The organism is Symbiopectobacterium purcellii, assembly GCF_019797845.1.
Lineage (GTDB): Bacteria > Pseudomonadota > Gammaproteobacteria > Enterobacterales > Enterobacteriaceae > Symbiopectobacterium > Symbiopectobacterium purcellii.
In genome coordinates this window covers 944,061-969,275 of record NZ_CP081864.1, presented here as the reverse complement: position 1 = coordinate 969,275, position 25,215 = coordinate 944,061, and the positions used below count along the sequence as shown (strand labels likewise).

The 25,215-nt window shown below is 47.2% G+C and carries 21 protein-coding genes and 5 pseudogenes; 9 read left to right on the top strand and 17 right to left on the bottom strand.

Annotated features, from left to right (window positions below; all coding sequences use genetic code 11):
• Positions 1-1,016: 1,016 nt before the first annotated feature.
• Together K6K13_RS04615 and umuD are read right to left on the bottom strand one after the other, a co-directional pair.
• A pseudogene (locus K6K13_RS04615) lies at positions 1,017-1,760 on the bottom strand (Y-family DNA polymerase); the annotation flags it as partial.
• Positions 1,761-1,767: 7 nt separating this feature from the next.
• Complete coding sequence (umuD, locus tag K6K13_RS04610) at positions 1,768-2,187, bottom strand: translesion error-prone DNA polymerase V autoproteolytic subunit (protein WP_222159739.1); 420 nt, start codon at positions 2,185-2,187, stop codon at positions 1,768-1,770.
• A 379-nt stretch (positions 2,188-2,566) separates the two neighbouring features.
• Between umuD and K6K13_RS04605 the strand changes: the two genes are divergently transcribed.
• The gene (locus K6K13_RS04605; protein WP_222159738.1) at positions 2,567-3,376 is read left to right on the top strand and encodes a DUF2971 domain-containing protein; all 810 of its coding nucleotides are present in this window, start codon (positions 2,567-2,569) and stop codon (positions 3,374-3,376) included.
• Positions 3,377-3,903: 527 nt separating this feature from the next.
• On the opposite strand, the gene K6K13_RS04600 is transcribed toward K6K13_RS04605, so the two are convergent.
• The 3 genes from K6K13_RS04600 to K6K13_RS04590 form a co-directional block, all read right to left on the bottom strand.
• The gene (locus K6K13_RS04600; RefSeq protein ID WP_222160964.1) at positions 3,904-4,323 is read right to left on the bottom strand and encodes a type II toxin-antitoxin system VapC family toxin; all 420 of its coding nucleotides are present in this window, start codon (positions 4,321-4,323) and stop codon (positions 3,904-3,906) included.
• Positions 4,323-4,577, bottom strand: coding sequence for a type II toxin-antitoxin system prevent-host-death family antitoxin (locus K6K13_RS04595; protein ID WP_222159737.1), 255 nt, complete (start codon positions 4,575-4,577; stop codon positions 4,323-4,325). Before K6K13_RS04595 ends, K6K13_RS04600 begins: the two co-directional genes overlap by 1 nt.
• Positions 4,578-4,690: 113 nt before the next feature.
• The gene (locus tag K6K13_RS04590) at positions 4,691-4,912 is read right to left on the bottom strand and encodes a hypothetical protein (RefSeq protein WP_222159736.1); all 222 of its coding nucleotides are present in this window, start codon (positions 4,910-4,912) and stop codon (positions 4,691-4,693) included.
• Between the two features lie 152 nt (positions 4,913-5,064).
• Here K6K13_RS04590 and K6K13_RS04585 point away from each other — a divergent pair, with 152 nt between their 5' ends.
• Positions 5,065-5,988 carry an IS5 family transposase gene (locus K6K13_RS04585; RefSeq protein WP_222159735.1) on the top strand — a complete coding sequence of 308 codons (924 nt, stop codon included), beginning with the start codon at positions 5,065-5,067 and terminating at the stop codon, positions 5,986-5,988.
• A 76-nt stretch (positions 5,989-6,064) separates the two neighbouring features.
• Here K6K13_RS04585 and K6K13_RS04580 read toward each other — a convergent pair whose 3' ends face one another.
• From K6K13_RS04580 to K6K13_RS04545, 8 genes are all read right to left on the bottom strand, one after another.
• On the bottom strand, positions 6,065-6,373 hold the full coding sequence (locus K6K13_RS04580; RefSeq protein ID WP_222159734.1) for a HigA family addiction module antitoxin: 309 nt from the start codon (positions 6,371-6,373) through the stop codon (positions 6,065-6,067).
• A complete protein-coding gene (locus K6K13_RS04575; RefSeq protein ID WP_222159733.1) occupies positions 6,373-6,660 on the bottom strand; it encodes a type II toxin-antitoxin system RelE/ParE family toxin in 288 nt (95 codons plus the stop codon). The genes K6K13_RS04580 and K6K13_RS04575 overlap by 1 nt, the downstream gene beginning before the upstream one ends.
• Positions 6,661-6,736: 76 nt before the next feature.
• A complete protein-coding gene (locus K6K13_RS04570) occupies positions 6,737-7,396 on the bottom strand; it encodes a CPBP family intramembrane glutamic endopeptidase (protein WP_222159732.1) in 660 nt (219 codons plus the stop codon).
• A gap of 419 nt (positions 7,397-7,815) precedes the next feature.
• The gene (locus K6K13_RS04565) at positions 7,816-8,214 is read right to left on the bottom strand and encodes a hypothetical protein (protein WP_222159731.1); all 399 of its coding nucleotides are present in this window, start codon (positions 8,212-8,214) and stop codon (positions 7,816-7,818) included.
• Positions 8,215-8,440: 226 nt separating this feature from the next.
• Positions 8,441-8,647 carry a hypothetical protein gene (locus K6K13_RS04560; RefSeq protein WP_222159730.1) on the bottom strand — a complete coding sequence of 69 codons (207 nt, stop codon included), beginning with the start codon at positions 8,645-8,647 and terminating at the stop codon, positions 8,441-8,443.
• Between the two features lie 73 nt (positions 8,648-8,720).
• On the bottom strand, positions 8,721-11,408 hold the full coding sequence (locus K6K13_RS04555) for a DotA/TraY family protein (protein WP_222159729.1): 2,688 nt from the start codon (positions 11,406-11,408) through the stop codon (positions 8,721-8,723).
• Between the two features lie 2 nt (positions 11,409-11,410).
• Positions 11,411-12,625, bottom strand: coding sequence for a conjugal transfer protein TraW (traW, locus tag K6K13_RS04550; protein ID WP_222159728.1), 1,215 nt, complete (start codon positions 12,623-12,625; stop codon positions 11,411-11,413).
• Entirely contained in the window at positions 12,612-12,821 is a 210-nt protein-coding gene (locus tag K6K13_RS04545) for a hypothetical protein (protein WP_222159727.1), read from the bottom strand. The genes traW and K6K13_RS04545 overlap by 14 nt, the downstream gene beginning before the upstream one ends.
• A gap of 60 nt (positions 12,822-12,881) precedes the next feature.
• Between K6K13_RS04545 and K6K13_RS04540 the strand changes: the two genes are divergently transcribed.
• Together K6K13_RS04540 and K6K13_RS04535 are read left to right on the top strand one after the other, a co-directional pair.
• Positions 12,882-13,601: a ParA family protein gene (locus tag K6K13_RS04540; RefSeq protein ID WP_252120420.1), complete on the top strand. Its 720-nt coding sequence runs from the start codon at positions 12,882-12,884 to the stop codon at positions 13,599-13,601.
• A 51-nt stretch (positions 13,602-13,652) separates the two neighbouring features.
• A complete protein-coding gene (locus K6K13_RS04535) occupies positions 13,653-13,955 on the top strand; it encodes a molecular chaperone (protein WP_222159726.1) in 303 nt (100 codons plus the stop codon).
• Positions 13,956-14,417: 462 nt separating this feature from the next.
• Here the strand turns inward: K6K13_RS04535 and K6K13_RS04530 are convergent, their stop codons facing one another.
• From K6K13_RS04530 to K6K13_RS04515, 4 genes and pseudogenes are all read right to left on the bottom strand, one after another.
• Positions 14,418-14,852 (bottom strand): regulatory protein RecX, encoded by a 435-nt coding sequence (locus K6K13_RS04530; protein WP_222159725.1) that lies wholly within the window; start codon positions 14,850-14,852, stop codon positions 14,418-14,420.
• Positions 14,849-16,243, bottom strand: a complete 1,395-nt coding sequence (locus tag K6K13_RS04525) for a DUF6880 family protein (RefSeq protein ID WP_222159724.1) — start codon at positions 16,241-16,243, stop codon at positions 14,849-14,851. Before K6K13_RS04525 ends, K6K13_RS04530 begins: the two co-directional genes overlap by 4 nt.
• A 71-nt stretch (positions 16,244-16,314) precedes the next feature.
• A complete protein-coding gene (locus K6K13_RS04520) occupies positions 16,315-16,899 on the bottom strand; it encodes a recombinase family protein (RefSeq protein ID WP_222159723.1) in 585 nt (194 codons plus the stop codon).
• 118 nt (positions 16,900-17,017) lie between these two features.
• Positions 17,018-19,959 (bottom strand): annotated as a pseudogene (locus K6K13_RS04515) (Tn3 family transposase).
• A 198-nt stretch (positions 19,960-20,157) separates the two neighbouring features.
• Here K6K13_RS04515 and K6K13_RS04510 point away from each other — a divergent pair.
• The 5 genes and pseudogenes from K6K13_RS04510 to K6K13_RS04490 all read left to right on the top strand — a co-directional run.
• Positions 20,158-20,400, top strand: a pseudogene (locus K6K13_RS04510) (YadA-like family protein); the annotation flags it as partial.
• 95 nt (positions 20,401-20,495) lie between these two features.
• Entirely contained in the window at positions 20,496-21,269 is a 774-nt protein-coding gene (locus K6K13_RS04505; protein ID WP_222159722.1) for a hypothetical protein, read from the top strand.
• A gap of 310 nt (positions 21,270-21,579) precedes the next feature.
• Positions 21,580-22,503: an IS5 family transposase gene (locus K6K13_RS04500; protein WP_222157231.1), complete on the top strand. Its 924-nt coding sequence runs from the start codon at positions 21,580-21,582 to the stop codon at positions 22,501-22,503.
• Positions 22,504-22,560: 57 nt separating this feature from the next.
• A pseudogene (locus tag K6K13_RS04495) lies at positions 22,561-24,615 on the top strand (type IA DNA topoisomerase); the annotation flags it as partial.
• Between the two features lie 68 nt (positions 24,616-24,683).
• Positions 24,684-25,135: pseudogene (locus K6K13_RS04490) on the top strand (H-NS family histone-like protein).
• Positions 25,136-25,215: the final 80 nt, after the last annotated feature.

Below are 25,215 nucleotides of genomic sequence, written 5' to 3'. Positions count from 1 at the left end.
TCTCATGGAAGGGCATTCTATCACAGATAAGGTTTTTATGCCTGAACTGAAATTACCATCATCCCTTGTTCGATTAAGTAAAGGAATTCATTGCTATTTTTTACCGTTCAGCAAAATATGCCGCCTCTAGGCAATACTGGCACCAATTGAAAGAGTAAACAAAACCTGTCTTCTTTATTATCTCTAAATATGTTCAAGAAATGCACTTAGCGTAAGTTATCATTTCGTTGGATTTTCCTCACATAAAACTAAATTTTTCAGGTGGTTAATTGCTTAACGTGGTTTTTTACACGAGTGGACCTCAAACCCCGGTACCAGTCGAGGGTGTCTTCTGATTTCATCATTAATTTCTCATGGAAGGGCATTCTATCACAGATAAGGTTTTTATGCCTGAACTGAAATTACCATCATCCCTTGTTCGATTAAGTAAAGGAATTCATTGCTATTTTTTACCGTTCAGCAAAATATGCCGCCTCTAGGCAATACTGGCACCAATTGAAAGAGTAAACAAAACCTGTCTTCTTTATTATCTCTAAATATGTTCAAGAAATGCACTTAGCGTAAGTTATCATTTCGTTGGATTTTCCTCACATAAAACTAAATTTTTCAGGTGGTTAATTGCTTAACGTGGTTTTTTACACGAGTGGACCTCAAACCCCGGTACCAGTCGAGGGTGTCTTCTGATTTCATCATTAATTTCTCATGGAAGGGCATTCTATCACAGATAAGGTTTTTATGCCTGAACTGAAATTACCATCATCCCTTGTTCGATTAAGTAAAGGAATTCATTGCTATTTTTTACCGTTCAGCAAAATATGCCGCCTCTAGGCAATACTGGCACCAATTGAAAGAGTAAACAAAACCTGTCTTCTTTATTATCTCTAAATATGTTCAAGAAATGCACTTAGCGTAAGTTATCATTTCGTTGGATTTTCCTCACATAAAACTAAATTTTTCAGGTGGTTAATTGCTTAACGTGGTTTTTTACACGAGTGGACCTCAAACCCCTCTACTACAGACCAGACGATCTGCTGCTTCGCTGGTAGTTCTTCGACAGAGATGCAGGCAATACCATTCAGTTCACGTACCGTCCGCTCAACAACCACGCCAAAAGCCTTTTTCATCAGATGAATATTGGCATCGGCCAGTTGAAGCACCGTTTTGACACCCATGGCATTCAGTTTGACGCTGATCCGGTGGCCAATTCCCCACACTTCCTCAACCGGTAGCAGCGCCATCAGCTTACGCTGGCGAACGCGGTCACTCAAATCGACCACACCTCCAGTCGCAGGCCAGGTCTTGGCTGCATGATTGGCTAGCTTGGCGAGCGTTAATGTCTGTGCGATACCAATGCCGCAGGTGAGGCCGGTTTGTTGCAATACAGTCGCACGTACACGATGGCCATAATGTGCCAGCGGTTCGCTGGCCTCGATACCGTCAATCTGCAAGAAGGCTTCGTCAATGGAGTAAACGAAAATTTTTGGGGCCATCGATTCTAAAATCGCCATAACACGGGCGCTTAATTCGCCATACAGCGCGTAGTTGGAACTGAAGCAGGCCACCTGGTGGCGATCGATAAGGGGCTTAGCTTGGAAAAAAGGTAAGCCACGTTTGATGCCGAGAGTTTTAGCCTGGCGGTTGAGTGCAACAATGGCACCGTCATTGTTGCTGAGAACAATAACAGGCTTGCCTTTTAAATCAGGACGAAACAGTTGTTCGACACTGGCGTACATCGCGTTGACATCTGCAAGAAGAAACATGGCCACCTCAGCGCAATGTGTGAATGGCGTGTATCACTACGCCAAAGATGTCTAAGTCATCAGGGTCCACAAAAATGGGGGCATAGGCAGGATTCATCGGTTGTAGGCACAGGCGTGGTGTCGTACAGAGTCGCTTGACGGTAAATTCGCCCTCAACCGCCGCGATAACGATATCGCCGTGGGAAGGCATTAATGCTTTATCTACAATCAGCAGATCACCGGAGAGTATGCCCGCTTCTGCCATCGAATCCCCGGTGGCGCGTACAAAAAACGTGGCCGCTGGATGCAGTATGCAATACTCATTGAGGTCCAGTTGGCGCTCGATATAATCTTGAGCTGGCGAGGGGAACCCGGCAGGACAGAGGTCAGCGAATAGGGGCAGTGCTAGAGGTACGCCAGTCAGCGGTGCGAAGAGTTCTGCTTTCATTGATATCTAAATAACTGTTCATCAATCCAGTATTATTAATTAAAAATTTCCGGTTTGACAAGCAGAACTCTGTGTAAATAGTAAATTCCAATCGGCTGTGGTGCGGGCTAAAATTTTTCGTCAGTATCGGACTCTTCTGGTCTGGGAAAACGTTGTGCCACAGAATGGGCAGGGGCGATGGCCAGAGGGCAGACACTACATGTTGTGCGCCGGTCAGATCATCGAGACACTAGATGTTGATTATCCACAGAAACCGGGGATAAGGTCGGGATAACTGGACAGAATAACCTGAACGTCCAAACTGGTGTGGAACCTATGATGCAGGTATCGGCAATGGGGTATACTCCAGGTATAACAACTGGCGGGGATTAAGCGCTGAATGAAACTATATCATTATACAGACCTGAACGGACTCAATGGCATTGTTGAACATCATTCTCTGTGGGCGACCAATCTGTATTTTCTCAATGACGAAGAGGAAATGCATCATGGCCTTAAAGCATTCGAAAATACCCTAGAACATCTGAAGGAAGATCTGAGTGAGAAAAGTATTAAAATCCTTCGTGATACACTCGCTGGACATAGGTTATTTCAGGCAAGATGTAACTATAATATTTCATTCTGCCAGGAACCTGACCTGCTGAGCCAGTGGCGCGGCTACGGAGCATCGCAGGGTGTGTGTTTGGAATTCGATAAAGATGAATTATTAGAGGCGCTGGATTTCGGAAACGCGACGTTTTTTTCTGGTGATGTTTTTTATACCAAGCCTGATTCAACGCTGGAAGCAAAAGAAGAAATTCTTACTTTTTTGAACAACGCGGATTTTCTTAAAAAGAAGAAAAGCTCGGTGCTGCATGAATTTGTGGGTACAGCGGAATTGATAAACAGCCTGACACCTTTTTTCAAGCATGAGGGTTTCCGGCAAGAAAGCGAGTTCAGGATTGTGATACAGCAGGATATAAAGTCTAAGGCTATTAAGTTCCGGGTGAACACGCACGGACTCATTCCCTTCATTGAGATCAAGGCCAAATCAAATACCCCTTATACAGGGCGGCTACCGCTACGGGGCGTGAAGATTGGTCCATGTAAAAACAGATGCTTTGTGGCTGAAGGAATACAGTTTCTGCTTAACAGCAGGGGTTATAAAGGCATCCGACACTCATTCACTGAAACGCCTTTCCGGGCATGAACCATAAGGCTTTACGCGATGCAAAGGGATCACCGGACAGAATGCGCAGTATGTCCAGGTGTCGCGGGAAATACACACAACAGGCGCAAAAAAGACCGCTGGAGCGGCCTGACGGTAGAGCTGCACTTCATTAAAGAAAGAAGACCACTCGGAATGTCATATTCAGATTCTGCATTTGAGATGCAGATTTCGTCAGCAGCATCTTAAATTTATCTCAGATAACGGAAAATATATAAAATAATAATACAGGGAATTGTGACCTTTAGTGCAAAAAGGAACGATAGAAATAAAAGATCTAGATTGATTTTATGATTATAGTCAAGAAAATAGACGCCAAAGGAAAATGTGATAATAAATAATGATATAGAGAAAACAAACTCCCATTTCTTAATACCATTTTTTTTTAATAATGAATAGACTCTATTTGCCATATTAATCGCATCCTTTATAGTTATTCGCAATACTATCACAACAGCTATTATGGTACGTTACATTGCAGTAAAACAAAGGCATATGGGTTCTGACGCTTATGATCTCCACGGATTGAAGATCTGCACCCCAGTCGGCTCGAAATCTGCCACATTCCGGGTTACTACAGTCATCCCATGGACCAGTGCCGTTGCTGCGATAAGCGCATCACGTTCCCCGCGTTTATCAGGGACATGAAGCCGGGCGCAGCGCAATGCCACAGCAGTATCGACGGGCAGCGTTCTACCTGAAAACTCAGGTAATACATGCTGCTCTAACCAGGAGCGAAGTAAAGCACCTTGCACGGCATCCCGGCGTTCAACTGACAGAATCCCTAGTTCCAACTCCATGATAGTAATCGAAGACACAAAGAGATCAGCGGCATCCATGCTTTCAGCCCATGCCAATACGTTCGAATCTATCTTCCCTGTTCGCGCTTTTCTCAGTTCAGACACGACGTTGGTATCGAGAACGAACATCATGATAAATCAGCCGGCTTCGTTCCTAGCGAGATACGTGGCGGCTCAAAATCAATATCAGCCGCATCTGGCATGGCTAGCGCGTCCGCGATGCTCCGGCGTTGCTGTGTTAGTCTCTGATACTCCTCGATACTCAGAAGAACATGCGCCGTTCTGCCACGATCCGTGATAAACACGGGGCCATTACAGGTGGCTTTCTTGGCTCGGGTAACATCCTGATTCAGCTCCCGGCTCGACAGTGTGGTGATAGTCATTTTCGATTCTCCAGCAACTCAATATCTTCATGTAGTAACGTTACTACATATGGCGAACTCTGTCAAAGTCAAAACCTGTCTAACAGGCAGATGGCCGCTCCGGGTTCTTCACATCAGGAAAAAATTTGTCTGTAGCTGAAGCAGAGCGCAGCGATAATGAGGAACACAAAACCGGTATATTTTGCAACGTGTTTAGATAGGATGATAAATTTACGAAACTTAAGGTCTGGATCTTTACTCATATAAAGACTTAACTGGGTGTCTTCGAGAAGAAAAGAAGTACCTAAAGATGCCGCCCCAAGTAAGAAAAATATAATTGCTGGATTACCTAACATATTGATTTATCCCATGCGTTGATGATGAATTTACAAGATAAAGTCGCTTTAACGTTTATGCTAATAACGCTACGCATGGCTTTGTTGAATAAATCGAACTTTTAGGTGATTGGCGGATCTTATCGCTAAATTCGTTTCAACATCAGGTCCCCATGGCAAAGCAAAAGTTTAAAATCACCAACTGGCCCACCTACAACAAAGCACTCAGACAACGCGGTTCTCTGACAGTCTGGCTTGATCAGTCGGCCATCGCTGCATGGACTGACAGTTCTTCGCCTGAAGGTCGTGGCCGGCCGCTTTACTACAGCGATATGGCTGTTACCACAGTCCTGATGATGAAGCGTGTGTTTAACCTGTCGCTCCGGGCATTACAGGGCTTCGTTGATTCGATTTTTAAACTCATGTCTTTGCCGCTGTGCTGCCCGGACTACTCGCTGGTCAGCAGACGAGCAAAGAGCGTCAACATCAGCATAAAAACGCCAACGCGTGGTGAAATCTCGCATCTGGTCATCGACAGTACCGGTCTGAAGCTCTTTGGCGAAGGTGAATGGAAAGTCAGGCAGCATGGGGCTGACAGACGAAGAGTGTGGCGCAAGCTTCATCTGGCCGCAGACAGTGCGACGCATGAGATTATCTGTGCCGACTTATCGCTCAGCGGAACGACAGATGCGCAGGCACTGCCGGGCCTGATGAACCAAACCCACCGGAAAATTAGGGAAGTGTCAGCAGACGGTGCTTATGACGCCCGTTACTGCCACGATACGTTGCTAAGAAAGAAAATCAGGCCCCTTATCCCGCCGCGAAGCGGAGCGCAATACTGGCCGGACAAGTACCATGAACGTAACCATGCGGTGGCGAATCAGCGTCTGAGCGGGAGTAATGATATGTGGAAAAAGAAAGTGGGTTATCACCGGCGTTCAGTGGCAGAAACAGCGAGGTTCCGCATAAAAACTTTGCGGGGTGGCCATCTGAGCCTGCGTGACTATGAGGCTCAGGTAGGTGAAGCCATGGCGATGGTCAAGGCGCTGAACCGTATGACGTTGTTGGGTATGCCACACAGCGTCAGGATCGGATAACAGGTGTAGCAGAGGGAGCCATCCTGTCGGCTAATTCTGATTTATTCAACAAAGCCGCTACGCATGACATGTTCAATCAGACATGTTGCGCTGGTTCAACTTGTGCTTTGACCAATGTCTTGATGGCACTAACATCAATATCTTGCTGTGCATGCCATAGGTCATAGCCGGACTGCATCGCCAGCCAGTGGCGAGCGGTGCCAATCCCAGCGGCTTCAAGTTTAACGGCCATTTCAGGGCTGATAGCCGTATCTCCACGCATAACACGGGAAAGAGTCGATGGAGCGACACCCAGCGCACGTGCTGCGGTGTTGATCGATAATGCCAAATCTTCCAGTGACTCAGCAATGATGCCACCAGGGTGTGGAGGGTTAAACATAGTCATCAGTGATAATCCTCTAAATCTAGAATATAGGCGTCGCCGTCCTCAAATTCGAACGTGATCCGCCAGTTTGCTCGCACCGTGATTGAGTATGTTCCTTTACGGTTACCTGTCAGTGGATGAAGCTTGTAATTCGCAAAAGCTGCGATTTCATCCAACGTTTCCGCGCTATCGATCACATAAAGCCGTTGCCGTATCCGCTCTACATCTTTCTTGTCACTTAAAACGCCTTTTGGGTTACCTGTCAGGTAAAGCTGTTGTAATCCTTTATGTTTCCACGTTTTTATCACGGCTCTTTTCCTGAGTTGTTGCGTAACGTGCAATGGCATTATAATAGCATAATGCATATTGCGCAATGGGCATCATTCAGCCGAACCAGGTAAAGATAACGGCAAGCGCAGATGAAAAACTATGAAGCAGAATTGGGAGCGCCATCCCGCCGCTGCGCAGACGTGCCCACCCATATACGAGAGACAGTGACATCAATTCTATAAGCGTACTTAGATGGTGGTACTGAGGGTGAACAGCAGCAAACAGCAGCGCGATGAACACTATGCCAGCCCACAATGTCCAGGGCCGAGAGGTGCGAAAGAGGTTGAGCAGTACGCCGCGAAATACGATTTCTTCGCTCACTGGTCCCAGTAACAGGATGGTGACAAACACAGATAATAGCTGCCAGGGAGGCCGACTCAACACTTCTTCAACCCAGGTTTCAGGAGGCTGGCCAGTAAACTTGGCATAGACATGTTCTAGTGAATATATCGCGAGAACTGCGACCGCTGGCAGTAATGAAGTTCGCTGCCAGGCCCGCCCCCATTCCAGTGATGCCATCCAGCGATGATAGGCAGGTATCACGGCGAGCAGAACGGCAACGCCGGTAAGATGTTGCACAAACAGATTGTACCCCAGTGGAATGTTAAACAACGCCCAGTCACCAACCTTGCTCAGGACCACAAACCACACACAGGCAATGGCGACGGCCACCGCAGCCTCATTCAATTTTTTTAGTTTTTTACTGGCTAACATTCATCCTCACTTAAGCTGTTTGCCGGCAAGCGCGGCGACAGAATATCCCTACCAAGCATTGTGGCCTGCCGATGTAGCGTATTTGAACAGAAACATGACCAACATCAAGCCTCTTTTCGCTTTGGTTGAAAGCGTATCAACGTGGCAAACGCGCCCCTTCTCTTGCTATGCGCGTTTTGCCCTAAGCATCAGTGGTAGTACAGATCACTACGTCATGCGTTCTTGGGTGAGGTTGCGTGCTATAAGGTTTGGTTGAATCGTATAACGTAATTACATTAACCCCCATGGTCTGGCAGTGTGGGAGGGGTGTAAGTCAATCTGAGGGATAATTTAGGCCCGAAGGTTTATGCTCCGTGATTCGTCTGTAAGTGTTATTGCGCCTTCTTCTATCCCCCGAGGGGCCGGGGGAGGATTTATTATCAGTTGATTACTGTAACGCGTCCATCGAGTATCTGGTATGGCGTTTCTGGAAGGATGCCGTTTTGACCAATTCGAGCAACGGTGACTTCAAGGGTATTGCCAAGCCACCAGGTAAAGCGTATCTCGGTACCGTCACCGGCGGTCACGTTGGAACCTGGCCCTACAATGACATGGGAATCAGCACCGGCCTGTACGGTTGAGTAATTACCCGCATCAATTTTACTGTTCGCACCCACCGTTATTGTGCAGTTATGGCGGCATTGAATGAATGAGTCATCGCCGGATAAAATACTGCATTCATCCAGCGCAAAAACTGCGGTGTTATTACCGGCAGAGAGGGAAACAGTATTAGCGAGGTTAATCGTGCGATCGTGGGAACATTCGATATACATGCTCATGGGTCGTGGTCCTCGAGACAATGAAGAGACACCACCGCAGGCTGCTAATCCGTGTCTGGTGGTGAACTGGGAACAGGTTAGCAGTACCGGCCACGACCGGCCAACCCAAAGGTTGCCCAAACCCAGCCCACCATTACTGGAAGCTGACTTCGTGGAAACACGGACTGCTAATTCCGTAGCACTGTGCTCAGCGCTAGCGAAAGGCTAAATGAAGCATTTCGCTTTGTCAATTCAATACTTTGGTCGGTTGGATTTTGCGTACCGCGTTTGTTATGAATACGCAGAAAACAATCAGTAACGCAGCAAAAGCCACGACTGACGGGTGCTTATCAAATAAAAAAAGACCGCCAATGGTAATCCCAAAAGTAATGGGGTACAAAAATGACAGTATCAAGATTAGAGTTGCACGCGTTAATTTACTTTTCTTATCCATATCGCACCTCCTATTTTTATATATATTACCATGGAATGCTGGGAATATCAATTTTTTACTCCATGCAACTCAATTATTTCAATGAATTGTTAGGTGGTGTTTTCTCTTTTTCTCCTTTTTTGCCATTTAATGTATTCTCAGTTTTATTCGCAAGAATATTGGTTGCATGACTTGCTTTGTCAGATGTATCTCTGCCTAAAGAGGAAGCCATGTGACCACCGACCCAGTTAATCACTTGGTCAGGTACAATATTGATAAGACTGAAACTGGTATGGACCATGGCAATGGACATGGAACAATAAATAATGATGAATCCAGTGATAGTAACGATTCCTGATATTGAGTCAAATTGTGCGTTTGCAATCGCAGAGGGCAGTAATTTAGTAATCAATGTGCCAGCGATAATGACGATACCGCCACCTAATAAAAAGCCGCCTACCATAAGAATAGGTCTAAACATCAGGTTTAACAGAAAAATATAACCGTGTGCTGTTTTTTGCCCCATGCCGTCACCGGTTCCCAGTAGGTGAGAGAAGGCCCACAGAGCAGATGCGAAAATCCCCTCTCCTATAATGATTAAGTAATTTACACAAGCGGATACCCATATAATATAAGGCATCAGCGGTATATATATTGATAAGGTAATTCCTGAACCAATTAACATCACCAGTAATATGGTGACGTAGGGACCGGAAAAATCTACGATGGCTTTGATGGCGGCTGAGGCGCCAACAAACTTATTAGAGACCCAGCCAAGCAGAGACTCATTAAGTCCTGAAGAGATAGCCTTTGCGGCCCCATAGGTGACAAACCCGATTTCCGCACCTACGATCAACCTGTCGCCCAGGTTTTTCATGGCAATGATAGGGTTGACCATATTGGAGTCATTCTCTGACATGCTGATGAGTTGGCGTGTTATGTCCTGCCCCATCGCACTAAATACATATCCAAAGAAACTACTGGGATCTTTTATTTCATTGGTTTCAAATGACGATTTGGCCGTTAGAACCCCTGCGCTGGTATTGTCTGTCACCGATTTCTGTGCCTGGTACGCACTCATGACCAGTTTATAAGCGTCTGTAGTCACCGGTATTTGTCCCATTGATTGTCCGAAAGCGGACCCCTTCGCGGCCGCTGAGTTTCCAATTCGATTGTTGGCCACGGCAAGGGTCTGGTACCAACTGCCAAGGGAAAACCACCCTTCTGACTTTATCGTGTCAGCGACTTGGCTTGTCAGGTTCTGTAACTGGCTGTTGACATTTGAGGACCGAATAGCCGCAGTGACACGGTTTTCATAGACTTGGCTGGCGTTTTGTACGATGGCTTCAGCGTTTACCAGGGGGGCATTTTCCTCCTGTTGTCGGTTCATGACTTCTTCAACAAATTGTTGAGCACCGCTGCGCAACGTGCGTTGCATCTCGTTGAGACCTTCGACGTGGGCATCTTTTATTGCGGAAACGTCAACCTCTGCAACGATACCGAGTGTTGAGAGAACAGAGGATTCTTTTTCAATGGCGATAGTGGCACCGCCGCAGGTATAGCTTTTGGATTTCAGTATAAAGCCATTTTCTAACGGAGACTGATTCACGTAGTCGTCAGGAAAAACAATTCCACCGCTGCTGGCTTGTTGGTCTAAGCTGGTGTTGATACCAAACATGCAGAGATTGCTTTCAAACAGTGACCGGGCGAGGGATTGGGTAGAGGGGGCGACGGGCTGGAGTACGAAAGATTGACCCACCATAAAAGCGTCAACCGTGCGATCCGTTGCATAGTTTGCTCCACCGACCCCGACTTTCGATGCGGCATACAGCATCAGTAGCGCACTCAGGGTCCAGCCGTTCGGCCATGGGGTTAACATTGAAAATGCGGCCAGGACGCGTATTGGCATCCAGAATGAGCCACGTTCCCGATCCAAAAACACCCCATCATGGGCCGTTTGCGCCGTCTTTTGTGTGATCAGATATCCCCCAACTGCCGTTCCGACGATCAGTAAGGTAGTGCTAAATATTTTCAATATTTGAGCAACATGCGTTTCGCCGCCATCTTCAGTGATACCGTTCAGCGGGTCATTCACAATTTGGCCAAACAGTGACACCATCGCTTGCCGGCTTAAATCCGTTCCCCGGTCAGCGGCGGAGGTAATATCTTCAAGCGACTGAGCGTGAGAGATAAACGGCGTGGCCAGCGTAATAGCCAGCAGCGCGGTCAGCAGCGTTTTTCCTACGGTTGGACTGTTAGTCAACTTTAACGTATCGAGGAACCACCGAGTTTCGCGCTTGAAGTCGTCAAATCCGCCCCTTTCTTCTCTGCTTAAGCGTCGCGTTTTAATCTGCCAGATGCGGAACTGCGCGGGCACAGCAAACAGCGTCATGACACAAGAGGTAATAATCATCATGAAGCCGTAAAGGATGGATGCCGAGAGCATGGTGATAAGACCGGTGACGAAGGTCATATACACCAATACCAAGATCATGCGTTTTTTCATGCAGAAGAAAGACAGGGTTTCTTCTAGCGAGTAACATTCGCCACGCGCCGCTGCATTGGCTTCAGCGAGACGCACGGCCTCTTCAAAAGACAGTGGCTCTGAGATTGAATCCGCTTTCTTTGCATTTAGCTTTTCCCGAATATCTGCCCATTGTTGGGCAATAAATTCGCGTTGGTTGTTATGCGTTCGATATAGGCGTTTGAAAGTGAAAATGACGGGTAGCAAGGGAATCCATACCGGGGCCGACACCACCTTGCCGAATTTTTTTATGTTCACGCTTACTCTCCTCCGGCGCGTGCGCCGATCGCCTGGAATTGCTCATTCAGTAACGGCTCATATTCAGCACGCACCCTGGAAGCAAGATGTTGACCCGCGATGATGTTGCCCACTTGAATTTCATTACGGAGTTCGAGAAGCAACCAGTTGGTCAGGGATGCCACATTGATTTGTTCCCTGGCTAAGTTAGCGGTATCCATCGCTTGTAGATCTTTCTGATATTCAGTATTTGAATAACGACGCCCCACTTCGAATTGCAAAAATTCCGCCTTTGACATTTTCCCAGTGCTTTTGGCCACATCAGACGCGGTAGCGTCGAAATAGGTTTTCGCGCTGGGTGAGAGCAAGGCTTCTGTGAGCAGTTGTTTCGTGATATCCAGGGGTTGCCGTTCTGATAAAACGCGTTCTTGTGCATCGGCCGCGGCGCTTAGGGAGGCATTCATCTGTGTTTTCATGCCAATGTACTGTACCCCAGCGTTACTGTTGGCTTCTGCTTTGGTTAAGTCTTTGCTCACGGAGCGCCGGACAGAATTCTGCACATACATACGTGCAACGTCCGTTTGCTCTTGTGTGAAAGTGAGATCGGGGGCTTTACCCTCTTTGCCAGCACCAGACAAAATAGAGTCGATGCGTTTATCTGCGCCAGGCATCGCAGAATTTACCGATAAACAAGCCTGAGAACCGCCAAATGCTTCATAGTCGAAGCTGTCACAATAACCTGCATGGATATTCGCTGCCCGAGCGGCATCATCAGACGAGGATAAACTGGGTTTATTGACGGCTGCGTTAAGCACTTTACTGGCGATAGCCGTACCACCCGGACGCAATGCGCTTTTTGCAGATGCGCTCCCGGAGGATACGGAAACAGCGCCACCAGAGGCTGATTCACTGCATATACTGTTGGCAACTTGGTATTTTGCCTTGGCTTCTTGAATTTTCTCCTGCCGGCTTTTTTCTGTGCTGAACTCTCGTTCTGCTTTGGCGGCGGCCTCGATAGTGGTCGACACTTTACTGCCATTTTGATTAATCGCTGATCCTATTTGTGTCAGGTAGTTCACCATCTGCAACTGAAATGATGCGATCTGTGTTGCGATCGCATTAAAGCCGACTTTAACCACGGTAATCAGTGTGCCATCAGTGACCGGCATTGCCGCCCAGGTTCCGGTGGCAACGCCACAGAACATGATCACGGCCAGTATTTTTTTACGAATTCTCATTGTCTAATACCTCCGTAATTTTTGCGGAAATTTCCTCAATAACATAAGAGGCGACGGTCTGCCCCTCTGCATTAAGCCCTTTCTTTCTGATTTTTTCTTGGTATCGTTCCGTGGTTCCTGATGGAAATCTTTTGGCAAGATATTTACGAGAACGGTCCGTCCCGAAGCGTTTATAAAGTTCATCGCGGATAATCATATCCGACTGGTTGGTATTGAATGCCCACAGCTCACTGGCACTCGAGGTGTTATTAAGGATGTGGCAAACATTACCCAACGTGGTTTTAAAATAAGCGAGAAAATTGAACACAATCCGTACTCTGGAAAAATCATTGCCGTTGCAATACCCAAAGGTGGCGTTGGTAAATCAGCCCTAAGCATTAACATAGCTCCAGAGGTAAAACCGGATAACTTCTACGACACCGACCAGACCCCGGCTGTATCTACCTTCAACGGATTCAGACCAGTAGAGACACAATGGCACGTAATTAGGCTCAAGAGTGGCGTGGATAGTGCAGAAAAATTTGCAGAGGACCTGCTGACAGCTAAAGAGGAAGGAAAAACTGTCTTGGTGGACTGCGGTGGATTTGACTCGGCAATCACTCGTACTGCGGTTGCTATTGCTGATCTTATCCTTTCACCTTTCCACGATGACCCCTCAGACTTATTGGGTGTCCAGCTGTTTAGCGATGCGCTTAATGAGATTTCTCGCGAAATGGGGACGAAAATTACCGCACATCTGGTGATGTACAAAACTCACCCTTCACGCACAAATTTTAAAGCGATAGATGCTCACTTAGCGCAGTTCGACAACCTAAAGCGCCTCGATACCCCGATCCCACGCGATAACCTCGTACCAGAAAAATTCGGTGAAGGTATAGGAGTTGTTGAGCATTTATCCTCACGTCACAGTAAGGCCGGGATAGCATTCCGCTCTCTATTCCTTGATATACGCAAAGTTCTGGACCAACAAAAATAAATACATATAATGTATTTATAATGTACATATTTAGTATCAATAAGGTATTTTATGAGTGCTAAAAAAGATATGCTTTCTCGCCTTTCTAACGTGGCAAAAAATGCCCCGCTTCAGGAAAGCGCAGCGACAAAAACAGAAGACGTTACAGCTACTGACCGGGAAGTTAGTCCGGTTGAATCGGTTAAAAAGGCAAAACCAGCGCGTAAGGCTAAAAACCTCCAAATCCCTGAAGACTTATGGGATGCCTACGAAGTACTGAAGAGTAACAATACTACCTCACTTCTCATGACGGGATATATTCTGGAAGCATTTAGGGAAAAGCTAGCGAAAGATGGTGCGTTTAACAAATCATAAATCGCACTAATTAAATACTTAATTAATACATATTATGTACATAAATAGGATTTATAAAGTATTAAATATGTTGATATCGCACAGGCATGGCGCAAAGCAAACGAGGAACATGCACAGTTGGGAATAGTGCTGATCTGGAATGGAAAAGTTTACGGATGGAAAAATTGCTTACGCGATGCACAACACGAAAGACCAGGAGCTATCGTTGTTGATGCCACTGGGAATGTATTTATCACTGAAGGTGGCAACGAGTACGATGGGGCAAAGGTTTGGGTAGTTTTCCAGTCATAGAAGTACCTCAACACAGCAAATCAATCTTGCAGGACAGGGGAAGCAACCCAGCCCTGCATCATTTCTGAATGCCATTAAAAAGGGTCTGAAGCCCAACCGTACGAAAAGGGGTAATGGGAGCGAAGCTACAATATGACGACATTTGTCTTGGATGGTCTCTGACAACCATGATCAGCTTAACGCCTCAAATATCATGTCCATCGAAAACCCCTTGTACTGGAGGTAGCGAATCTGTTTATTTTTTTCTTTAGCATCTGATACCACCACATCACCAAATTTACTGACTTTCAGGTCCTTTGCCATTGCATACCAGTCCACATCCACTTTCTCCAGCATCTGCCCGACCAACTCCTGAGAAAAACCTTTTTGCCTGATCTCCTGTTTGATTCTGGCCGGGCCATGCTTTTTTCGAACATGTTTATCAATCAGGTGTTTTATCAGGCGGTGATCATCCAGATAACCACACTCAACCAGCCTCGACAACGCCTTGTCGATATTCTCTTTGTTTTCCGTCATCTTACTCAGAGCCCGTGCCAACTCACCGGATGCGTAATCCCGCCTTGCAAGCAGTGACACCGCGTGGTCATACAGTTCCTGTGATGTCATGAGGCATCTCCGCTGTAGCGCAGGCCGTCTTTTCCTACCGATAATCCTTTGATTTTATCTGTCATCAGCGGCCAGAGTGCGGTTTTACGTTTATGTTGTTCGTAGAGCGTTCTGAGGTAGTCCTCTGTTTCCGGAAGCTGAGGGCAATCTTCCAGACCTTCGCCGTAATCGATGGCTTTTTTCATGTCTGAGGCGGCATAGCTGTAATACTTGCTTTTTGATTGCTGAATGTTGTCCTCGACCAAAAATCGGCGCAAAAGGGTCGCCGTATGCGCATAGCCATGTTTATACAGAGTACTGGATAATGTCCGTAAATATGAATGGGTGATATAAGCCAGAGAGTCAGTGAGGTTGTTTTTTGGTGTGCCCATAATGCAGGCGTCGATTAAGTCATACCGTTCAATATCTGATGCAAAACAGACATATGGTGCTACCCCTGTATCTTTTGCTATTTTCAGGAATACAGGGCTGTGATCGATATCTTTTTCAGCGGCTTTTGTGTACAGGTTATAAAAACGGGTATTGCATTGAAAAGTGAATGCTGTAATACAGTGGGCTTTGGCTTCCTCTTTTCTCCCTTCTTCGATCAGAGCCTGAATGAATAGTTCATTCCATATGATATTATCTGCGATCTCATCATCGTCAGCTCGCTGGCTGTTTAATACAGCGAGTGCATCATCGGATCGCAGTTCTTCCATAAGTAATCTGACATAATCAAAATAATGGGTGGAATGGCAAAATTCATCGTTTTTAAACGCCATCGTCAGAAAATCGAGGTCTTTTATTATTATACTGAGACCAAGAGCTTCCCGGGGGAGTTTTTTTTGATAATACATATCACGGATTACACGTAAAATATCAGTGCCAAGTAATGTTCGGTATTTTTTAAATATTTCAATGCCGAAATAGAATTCTCTTTCTACAACGGTGAATATTTTTTTAGCAATGGATGCGGGATCTTTGTTTTTTTGTGCTTCCAGTGATTTCATCCACGCATCCAACAGAATGGTGTAGTAACCCATCCAGCTTCCGCTGGAGGTGTCCACGTTCCCGGTGAATTTTTCGAACTCAAGCATCATTTTTACGCTCAGACTTTCTGCCTGCTCGGGGAGCGCGTGGGCGATACCCACAAGAGGGTTCGCTATACTGCGTGTCAGTTCGTCAAAAAAGGCATCGGCATCATAGTAATCATAAAAACGTTTGCTTCTGGCACGTCGGGCATACTCCTTCTCGACGGCTTTGAGTACCTCTGCTGCTGATAACAGATACCCATTCACCAGTGTGGTCCTGGCCTGCTTATTATCCTGTATCAGGTCATGAATAATATTAACCAGCACGTCATGGCTCATATCTGAAAGCTGTGCGGTTTGTTTTTTTGTTAACGATGCCATGAAGCTCCTCCTGGGGCTGGCTGTATGAAACACCGGGGCGTATTGCCCCTTAAGGTTATAAAATCTCCGGATTAACAGGATGAATTTGCAGCCTTTATTCTGTGAATAGTTTGCCGCGTCGTACTGAACTGACGGGCAACAGCACTGATGCTGTCTCCGGCTTTCAGACGGATGATCACCGCCTGCTGTTGTTCCTCATTCAATGCAGGTGGACGCCCGAAGCGTTTCCCTGCTGCCTTTGCCCTGGCAATACCAGAATGAGTGCGCTCAAGAAGCAAATCACGTTCGAACTCGGCCACTGCCGAGATGACCTGCATGGTCATTTTCCCTGCGGGGCTGGTGAGATCCACACCGCCCAGCGCCAGGCAATGAACCCGAATGTCTGACTTTGCCAGCAGTTCCACTGTCTTTCTTACGTCCATCGCATTGCGTCCCAGACGGTCAAGTTTGGTGACAATCAGTACATCGCCATTTTCCATACGATCAAGTAGCCTGGCAAAACCGGGCCGTTCGCTGGCGGCGACCGAACCGCTGATTTGTTCCTCAATCAGGCGCTGGGATTTAACGGTAAAACCGGCTGCTTCAATTTCCCGTCGCTGATTTTCGGTGGTCTGCTCGAGAGTGGAGACCCGGCAGTAGGCAAAAACTCGTGACATAGTGAAAATTTCTGTACGTAATGGATGTCCGAATCATAATACATGTACGAAAAAAATTACACTTACTTTCGTACATCCTCTGCAAGGGGTGTACGAAACCGACCGGTTATGGTCACTCTTATGCTGCCACTTTCAGCCGACTGCTCATGTCCAGTTCGATACGACCATACGGATTGACATGGTTGTATATCAGTGGACTCAGCCCCCTCCAGTCAGCTTCTGTCATTTTGCTTCGCCAGGCCGGTTCCGACAGTACCTCCTGAATCAGGAGTGTGTTGACGTAAACCAGACTGATCTGCAGCAGGTGCAGCGCCAGCATGGAAATTTCCTGTTCCTCTGGCCTGTTGGAGGTGAATTCACCATGCTCGCCGTAAAAAATAAAATCATTGGCGCTGTTCCAGTTTTCAACAACGTTCAGCCCGGCATTGATTTCACACCGTAACCCCTCGTCGTTTAAATAGCGGCAAGGAAAATGGTTTTTACAGCCCGTCCCAATTCTGCCAGGGCTTTATATGTCGGGTGTTGCGCATTATTGCGGGTAAATCGTCTTAATATGGCCTCCGGCTCTGCGGTTCCGGTTCTCAGGGCTGCCGTGTATTTGATAATTTCATCATACTGCTGCCGGATCAGCTCCCAGTTAATTTCCTTGCCCAGCACGGGGGACAAATCCGGATATAATGCAGCATCACCAGCTTCGCAGATACTGAGCTTTTGCCGGGCAATATTTTTCAGCCGGGGCAGTAAATCAAACCCCAACACATAGCTGAAGGCAAAAGCGACTTCACTCTGGCCGTGACTGTCCACATACTGATGGTTGATCTCCATATCCGTGCAGTGCCGCAGAACGCCTTCCATCATGGCGGCCACCTCTGATGAGGAGCATCGGCGCAGTTGAGAATAAATGCAGGTGGAGTTGGTATCCACGTGCCAGTAAATCATAATGCCGCGCCCACCATACCGGGCATGCCATTCCGTCATCAGATTCTGATCATACGCGCTGAACTTTCTGGAGTCAGCAGCACAGGACGTGGTGGCATTACCCCAGATGGTCGGCTGTTTTATCCGGAATATCCCGTTCACAATCTGCGCGATGGCCGATCGCAGAGTATCTTTCTGGATAAATTTCCGTTTGATATGTCGTAACTCTTCATAACTGACGCCCGGCTGCTGGCTGGCGATACGCTTCAGGCCGACGTTAGTTCCCAACCCGAACAGACACAACAGTAGCCGGTGCTGCAGCGTCTCCGGATCAATCACCTCACGGCTGCCTGACTTTCTGAATAATGACGAAAAATTTTCCCGCAGGTCAACCTCCTTCAGCATGTCAATAAGCTCGAGATCGGTCCAGCGACGTCCAATTTCACGCTTCAGCGACAGCGTATTCGGCGGATCTTCCTGCGGTGGCAACGGGCTCAGGCGTATCCGTTTTTTCCCCTGCGGCCGGATACTGACCTTCTGATTCAGAGGAAGCCCGTAATTCAGCGTTTCCAGCCACTGCCGCAGGGTCTTTTTAAGTTGGGCAATAAACACTTCTCCGTCAACAGGTGCACCCAGGAGCGTATAATAATGCTCCCGGTTATCAGAATAATCAGCCGGTAAATCCTCCTCCGGATTGCGGTAACGATCGGCTCCATTTACCCATATTTCTTTATTTCTAAGGCTGTTTCTTAGCGCCCGCAGGACGCATATTTCATAATTAATCCGGTTAATTCGCTCTTCGCCCTGTTTACCGGTTTCCATAATAATATTGCGCCATTTTTTTTGGATCACACCATCAACAGGCACATCGTCTGCAGCATAATAATGCTGGTTACTATGCCGGTGCACTTTGATAATATTAATAGCGTCAATCACGGGACGGTACAGGTGATTACCGGACTGGAAATCAAGCTGATCCAGCACGGGGAGCAGCATCCGGCGATAATGAGCACCATAAGATGCCCGGATAGACTCATGGACTTCAAGTTCAGGATCGCTTCCCAGCGTATTAAACTCTTCCACAAGACGTTGCAGCGTTCGCTGTGCAACAACGGGATAAACCACCTCTTTGATGACACCATCAGGTTGATCCGCTGTTGCTTCAGCCATCCGGAAGAGCAATTTTGCTTTTCCTCTGACTTTTTTAAAAGCCGCAAACTGTTTTTTATCCACTTTCTTTTCAGCCCGCGTTCCGAGGTTGTGGATCAACTGCATCAGCATTTCAGTCAGGGCATCGGTCAGCTGTTGCCGACGTCGCCAGCAGTACATGATAATCATGGGATAACGAATACTGACCGGGTGGCGCCGGATTTCCCTGACGGATTCGGCAGCGCAGCGCTGACGATATATTTCAATAAATTTGGGTGGTATGCCCCGGACCAAATCAGCATTCAGCCCCAGTTCATCAAGGGCTGTGAGTTGTGAAATAACAAAGAGAATATTATCGAGGCTGGGTTTTCCCGGCTCCTTTTTTATTATGCTGAATATATTTTCTTTATTATCAGAGTCATCATCTGTTTCTTTTTTCTTGTCGGGTAATAATTTCTTGATTACAGATTTATGGTTGTCGGTGAGTCTGTTGTAAATAGAGCTTAAAAGAGTCTCTTCATAATGGTATGTTGCCGAACGAATAACCCGCTCAAGATGTGCTTTTGCAGGAGGCTCTGTGCGTTGCTCGCGAAACCAGTCAAAAGCAGCTTCCCGTGCGTGGTGTGCTTTCGGATCCAGGGGTAAAACCTCAGCGCACAACCAGTCGAAAAGCTGCCGGAGATCACTGTCAGCAGAAGGGCGATAGCCGAGTAACTTTCGGATCGTCTGGCGATGCCGCAACCCCTGCCGATCCAGTGGTTCATATGAAGAAAAAAGATCACCAGAAAGACCGAGCTGTTGAGCAAGATACTGAATAACATCCATGCTGACATCCTTGCCTGACGAAGGAAATCGTCCGTACATCTCCATAAACTTCAACTGAATGGCAAATCCGAGACGGCCCTTATCGGTCATACCAGACAACAGGGGAACTTGCTCAGGAGTCAACAACCAGAAATCTTTCCATTCAGTTTTATCCTGCCAGTTATCCATATGTACTCCGATATCTGTAACTATCAGAAGATGCTGGTGATTTCACTCCTGTATACCACAAATGTCGTCATATTGCAGCTTCGCTCCCATTACCCCTACACGGATATGAAATACCAGCAGTCAAAAATCTACACCGACACGCAAATCGGTCAGGTACAGAATAATTTCAACCATAATTTTTATGAACTGAACAAACGCATTAATAGTGCAGAGAAAAGACTGAATGCCGGAATTGCAGGTGTGACGGCTATTGCATCAATTCCTTACGTTGCCGAAAACCGTTTTTCATACGGTATTGGAGCAGGAAACTATCAAAACGGCAATGCGATTGCGGCAGGAGTACAGTTTAAAACCTCACTGAATACGAATATTCGTCTTAATGTTTCATGGGACTCATCCGACAATTCGGCAATGGGCGTTGGCTTCGCAGGCGGCTGGTAATCTCGTGCCTGCATGGGGCCAGCTTGTCCATTCCCTCAGCCGCCACAAAGTAAGTTTGCGGCGGCTTCACGGCTAAATTCAGAAGAAATAACACAATGATGACAGAATCTGATAAAGAACGTTTCAACAATCGAGTATGTGTAGGGCAGGTGATTATCAGTTCGGATGTTTATGTTACTCCAGTTATGAGTGAAAGCGCGGCTGAGGTAGAGATAACTGTCCCTAATGAAAATTATCAAAAGGTAATGGATTTATATGATCGCATATGCCAGTTTGCTTTGCTTCATGGTGAAGACTTACAAGGACTATTCCAGACTGACAGCTATTACTACATGTCATGTTTCGTTCGTGATGTTGCAACATTTAAGACGGAATTTGAAAACGAGGAAATGCTAAAGCCTTTATTCAATCATGGTAAGGGGGAAACGGCTGAGTTTCTTATCAGTTTCCCTGAAAAGATGAACTATGACGGGAAAGAGACTATCAAGGCAAGTTTTATTGATATTATCCAGAAGCATGTTGATACAGTGGATGATAATACATGGAATTATTTTAAAAGCAGAGCATTAACGGGAAGTACAGTTAGTTGTGGTTTTGATATAAAAACCGGGGAATGTATAGACTTTGACAGTGAACGCGACAACATCATAAAACTCAATCGTCAGGAGTATGTTAAATCAAATCTAACAGATTCCTTCGAAGATGATTTTTATGTTAACCCTTTATTCAACAAAGCAGAAAAAATTGGTGAAATTAACGGTTATTCCGTCCATTTCAACTCCAGGGGGTTTTATTTTTACTGGAACAAAGAAACCGAATATCTGCTTGAAAGCTGGTTGACGTTCCCTGCTTATCCGTATGGCTGGTAAAGGAGTTATTGATGATGCCCCAATTGTACTGAGATTACATCTACTTAAATAAAACGGATATATTTTTAAGGTGATTAGCAGCCTGAAGCTAATCGTCCATCATGAAGTTAATGCATCAGAACTGATTTAAGGATTAAGATGAGACTCTTTATCGCAGAAAAACCGTCCGTTGCAAATGATATTGCAAACGCACTGGGCGGAAACATCCAGAAGAAAAATGGCTATATTGAAGCAGGGCTTTGTTGAATAAATAGAACTTTTAGGTGAGCATCTGCTCAGATCACTACCGTCATTTCAACATCTGCACCCCATGGCAAAGCAAAAATTTAAAATCACCAACTGGTCTACGTACAACAAAGCTCTCAAGCTGCGCGGGTCTCTGACAATATGGCTGGATGAGTCGTCCGTTTCTGCATGGACGGAGAAAACAACGCCTGAACGGCGTGGCCGGCCGCGTCACTACTCAGATATGGCTATCACCACTGTTCTGATGATGAAACGCGTGTTTGGCCTTTCGCTAAGGGCTTTACAGGGCTTCGTTGACTCCATTTTTAAACTGATGGGGCTGCCGCTAAGATGCCCAGACTACTCGCTGCTCAGCAAGCGAGCAAAGACCGTTAAAATCAGCATAAAAACGCCGACCCGTGGTGAAATCTCCCATCTGGTCATTGACGCAACCGGCCTGAAGGTCTTTGGCGAAGGCGAATGGAAAGTCCGGCAGCATGGTGCAGAAAGACGGCGGGTGTGGCGTAAGCTGCATCTGGCCACAGACAGTGTGACGCATGAAATTATCTGTGCTGATTTGTCACTCAGCGGCACGACTGATGCTCAGGCTCTACCGGGCCTGATAAACCAGACCCACCGGAAAATCAGGGAAGCGTCGGCTGACGGCGCTTACGATACCCGCTACTGTCATGATGTGCTGCTGAGGAAGAGGATAAAGCCTCTTATTCCTCCACGACGTGGTGCGCAATATTGGCCAGACCGATACCATGAGCGTAATCACGCGGTTGCGGATCAGCGTCTAAGCGGCAGTAACGATGTCTGGAAAAAGAAAGTGGGCTATCATAGACGCTCAGTGGCTGAAACAGCGATATTCCGGTTCAAAACGCTTCTGGGCGATCATCTAAGTCTACGTGACTATGATGCGCAGGTAGGTGAGGCAATGGCGATGGTCAAAGCGCTTAACAAAATGACGCTGTTAGGCATGCCGAACAGCATCCGGATCGCATAACAATCGATCTGCTAGGGGAGCTGTAGTCACAAGTTCTGATTTATTCAACAAAGCCTTGAAGCAGGTGAAGATCTGGTGACGTGGTGCTACGGGCATTTGTTGAAATCCGTCGAGCCGGAGGCCTATAACCCAGACTACAAAAAATGGGTGGCGGCGGATTTGCCGCTTCAACTTTACCCGCTGCGTTACGAACCTATCTCCAGTAATGCCGCGCATACACAAATCGTTCTCGCTCTGATTAAAAAAGCCGATGTGATAGTTCATGCGGGCGACCCGGACGATGAAGGGCAACTGCTGGTTGAAGAACTGCTGGAGTACGCGGGGAATAGCAAACCTGTTAAACGCCTGCTGATTAATGACAACACCGATACGGCAGTCAAAAAATCGCTGGCGCAGCTTAAAGATAACCGTGATTTCCAGGGCATTTATCGTAAGGCGCTGGCACGGGCAGCCGGTGATATGATTTACGGGTTGAGCATGACCCGTGCTTACACCATTGCAGGCCGGGCGCAGGGCTATGACGGTACATTGTCAGTTGGCCGGGTGCAGACGCCGATCCTGGGGTTAATTGTCCGGCGTTATCTGGCTAATCAGTCGCACACGTCGAGTTTTTACTACATCCTGACGGGTGATTTTTCTGTGAACGGTCAACGATTCGCCGCCAACTGGAAGGTCAACGAAGATTCGCCGCAGGATGACAAGAAACGCCTCACCAGCAAAGGCTATGCCGATACCCTGGCACAACATTTAAAAGGCAAGACGGCCAGCATAGAGGCCGCAGGCGTGCAGGAGAAGGAGACTGCCCCTCCGTTACCGTTTAACCTGGTGAAATTGCAGCAATACATGAACCGCCAGCACAAAATGACAGCGGCAAAGACGCTGGAAATCACGCAGCAGTTACGCGAGAAATACAAGGCGATTACTTATAACCGCTCTGATTGCTCTTACCTGTCAGACGAGCAGTTCAGTGAGGCACCGCAGGTTCTGGCCGCGCTCAAGGGGATGGTTAAATTTGCAGATCTGCAAATCGACCCAAGCCGCAAGAGCAAAGCATTCGATAGCAGTAAGGTCACGGCGCATACGGCGATCATCCCGACCGCCAGTGTGCCTGATTTAACAGCACTCAGCGAACCAGAGCGCCAGGTCTACGAGGCTATAGCCCAACATTACCTGGTACAGTTCATGGCAAACAAACGCTACCAGGAGGCGTCTGTGGTGGTATCGGTGGACGGGGAGACGTTCAGCAGTCGTGCCCGTCAGACGACCGATGCAGGCTTTACCGCGTTCCTGCGCGGTGAGGACGCCGAAGAACCCTCAGATGATGCGCCAGAAAGCAGCTTTGACGCGCTCAGGGCACTGCGTACAGGGACAGCCGGAAGTTGTGACACGGTCACTGTGAATGAGAAGAAAACGACCCCGCCGCCGTTGTTCACCGAAGCAACCCTGCTGGCCGCCCTGGTACGTGTGGCTGATTTTGTCGAAGATCCGCGTATCAAGGCGTTACTCAAGGCCAAAGACAAAGACAAGAAGGATGAACACGGTGGCATCGGCACACCGGCGACCCGCTCCGACATGCTGGAAAAGTTGAAAACCCGCCAGTACATCACCCTGGACAAAGGCAGACTCGTTCCAACCGAAACCGCTGTTGCCTTTTTTAAAGCCCTGCCAGAGAGTGCCACATTGCCCGATATGACCGCGCTGTGGTCAGAACAGCAGACGGAAATCGAAGAAGGAAATAAAAGTGTAGATGCCTTTGTCGAAGATCTGCTCGGCCAATTGCGGCAACAGGTGCAAAATGTTACCGTGGGCGAAATCAAAGGGGAAACCAAAAGCCCGGCTGGACAGTCAGAACGACTGGAAGCGCCCTGCCCTCATTGCGGCAAATCCATTGTGGTACGTCCTAAGCTGTTTGCCTGCACCGGGTGCGACTTTAAAATATGGAAAGAGTTTATTGGCAAAACATTGACCATTAACCAGGCTGAAACGTTGCTGAAAAAAGGCATAACCGGTGTTATTAAAGGTTTTACCAGCAAAGCCGGTAAAAAATTCGACACGGCTTTAGTTCTGGAGAACAAGAAAACCGGCAAACTCGGCTTTCCACCCCGTAAATAGGCTGTGATGAAAAAAACAAAAAAGACTGGCGTGTGGAAATACGCCAGATAACCAAAAGGAAATGATGAATGAGCGAGACCGCCACTAACAATGAAATCCGCCGCACATTGAGCAATATCAGATCGCTTCGCGTGTTCGCGCGCGAAACAGAATTTGATTTACTGCTCGATATGTACGAAAAACTGGGCGCAGTTATTGAGGAACGCCGGGAAGATACCGAACGTGAAGTAAAAGAACGCGCCGAACGTAAGCAGAAACGTCTGGATTTGCTGCAACTGATTGCCGGAGAAGGGTTCACCCCGGAAGAACTCCTGGGGCAGTCTGGAGGACAAGGAAAAAGCAAAAAGCGCAGCGCCTCCCCTAAAGCTGTGCCCAAATACCAGTTTGTAGAAGATGGCGTGACTAAAACCTGGACGGGCAAAGGGCGAAAACCGAAACCCATTGAAGAAGCGCTGGCCGCGGACGTGATCTGGATGAATTCTTAATTGCAAAAGGCGACCCTGTAAATAAGATTGTGTAATTGCCTGATTTTGATATGTTCAATCCAACATCAAGAACAGGTTAATTTATGGACGAAAAGAACAGGGGGTCCCACTTCAA

What these genes read in the sequence shown, in the direction of transcription:
- traW (WP_222159728.1), bottom strand. Translation starts at nt 12,625, where the DNA reads ATGAGAATTCGTAAAAAAATACTGGCCGTGATCATGTTCTGTGGCGTT.
- K6K13_RS04600 (WP_222160964.1), bottom strand. Translation starts at nt 4,323, where the DNA reads ATGTTCGTTCTCGATACCAACGTCGTGTCTGAACTGAGAAAAGCGCGA.
- K6K13_RS04535 (WP_222159726.1), top strand. Translation starts at nt 13,653, where the DNA reads ATGAGTGCTAAAAAAGATATGCTTTCTCGCCTTTCTAACGTGGCAAAA.
- K6K13_RS04570 (WP_222159732.1), bottom strand. Translation starts at nt 7,396, where the DNA reads ATGTTAGCCAGTAAAAAACTAAAAAAATTGAATGAGGCTGCGGTGGCC.
- K6K13_RS04595 (WP_222159737.1), bottom strand. Translation starts at nt 4,577, where the DNA reads ATGACTATCACCACACTGTCGAGCCGGGAGCTGAATCAGGATGTTACC.
- K6K13_RS04605 (WP_222159738.1), top strand. Translation starts at nt 2,567, where the DNA reads ATGAAACTATATCATTATACAGACCTGAACGGACTCAATGGCATTGTT.
- K6K13_RS04525 (WP_222159724.1), bottom strand. Translation starts at nt 16,243, where the DNA reads ATGGCATCGTTAACAAAAAAACAAACCGCACAGCTTTCAGATATGAGC.
- umuD (WP_222159739.1), bottom strand. Translation starts at nt 2,187, where the DNA reads ATGAAAGCAGAACTCTTCGCACCGCTGACTGGCGTACCTCTAGCACTG.
- K6K13_RS04585 (WP_222159735.1), top strand. Translation starts at nt 5,065, where the DNA reads ATGGCAAAGCAAAAGTTTAAAATCACCAACTGGCCCACCTACAACAAA.
- K6K13_RS04560 (WP_222159730.1), bottom strand. Translation starts at nt 8,647, where the DNA reads ATGGATAAGAAAAGTAAATTAACGCGTGCAACTCTAATCTTGATACTG.
- K6K13_RS04590 (WP_222159736.1), bottom strand. Translation starts at nt 4,912, where the DNA reads ATGTTAGGTAATCCAGCAATTATATTTTTCTTACTTGGGGCGGCATCT.
- K6K13_RS04500 (WP_222157231.1), top strand. Translation starts at nt 21,580, where the DNA reads ATGGCAAAGCAAAAATTTAAAATCACCAACTGGTCTACGTACAACAAA.
- K6K13_RS04505 (WP_222159722.1), top strand. Translation starts at nt 20,496, where the DNA reads ATGATGACAGAATCTGATAAAGAACGTTTCAACAATCGAGTATGTGTA.
- K6K13_RS04565 (WP_222159731.1), bottom strand. Translation starts at nt 8,214, where the DNA reads ATGAGCATGTATATCGAATGTTCCCACGATCGCACGATTAACCTCGCT.
- K6K13_RS04520 (WP_222159723.1), bottom strand. Translation starts at nt 16,899, where the DNA reads ATGTCACGAGTTTTTGCCTACTGCCGGGTCTCCACTCTCGAGCAGACC.
- K6K13_RS04545 (WP_222159727.1), bottom strand. Translation starts at nt 12,821, where the DNA reads ATGATTATCCGCGATGAACTTTATAAACGCTTCGGGACGGACCGTTCT.
- K6K13_RS04530 (WP_222159725.1), bottom strand. Translation starts at nt 14,852, where the DNA reads ATGACATCACAGGAACTGTATGACCACGCGGTGTCACTGCTTGCAAGG.
- K6K13_RS04580 (WP_222159734.1), bottom strand. Translation starts at nt 6,373, where the DNA reads ATGACTATGTTTAACCCTCCACACCCTGGTGGCATCATTGCTGAGTCA.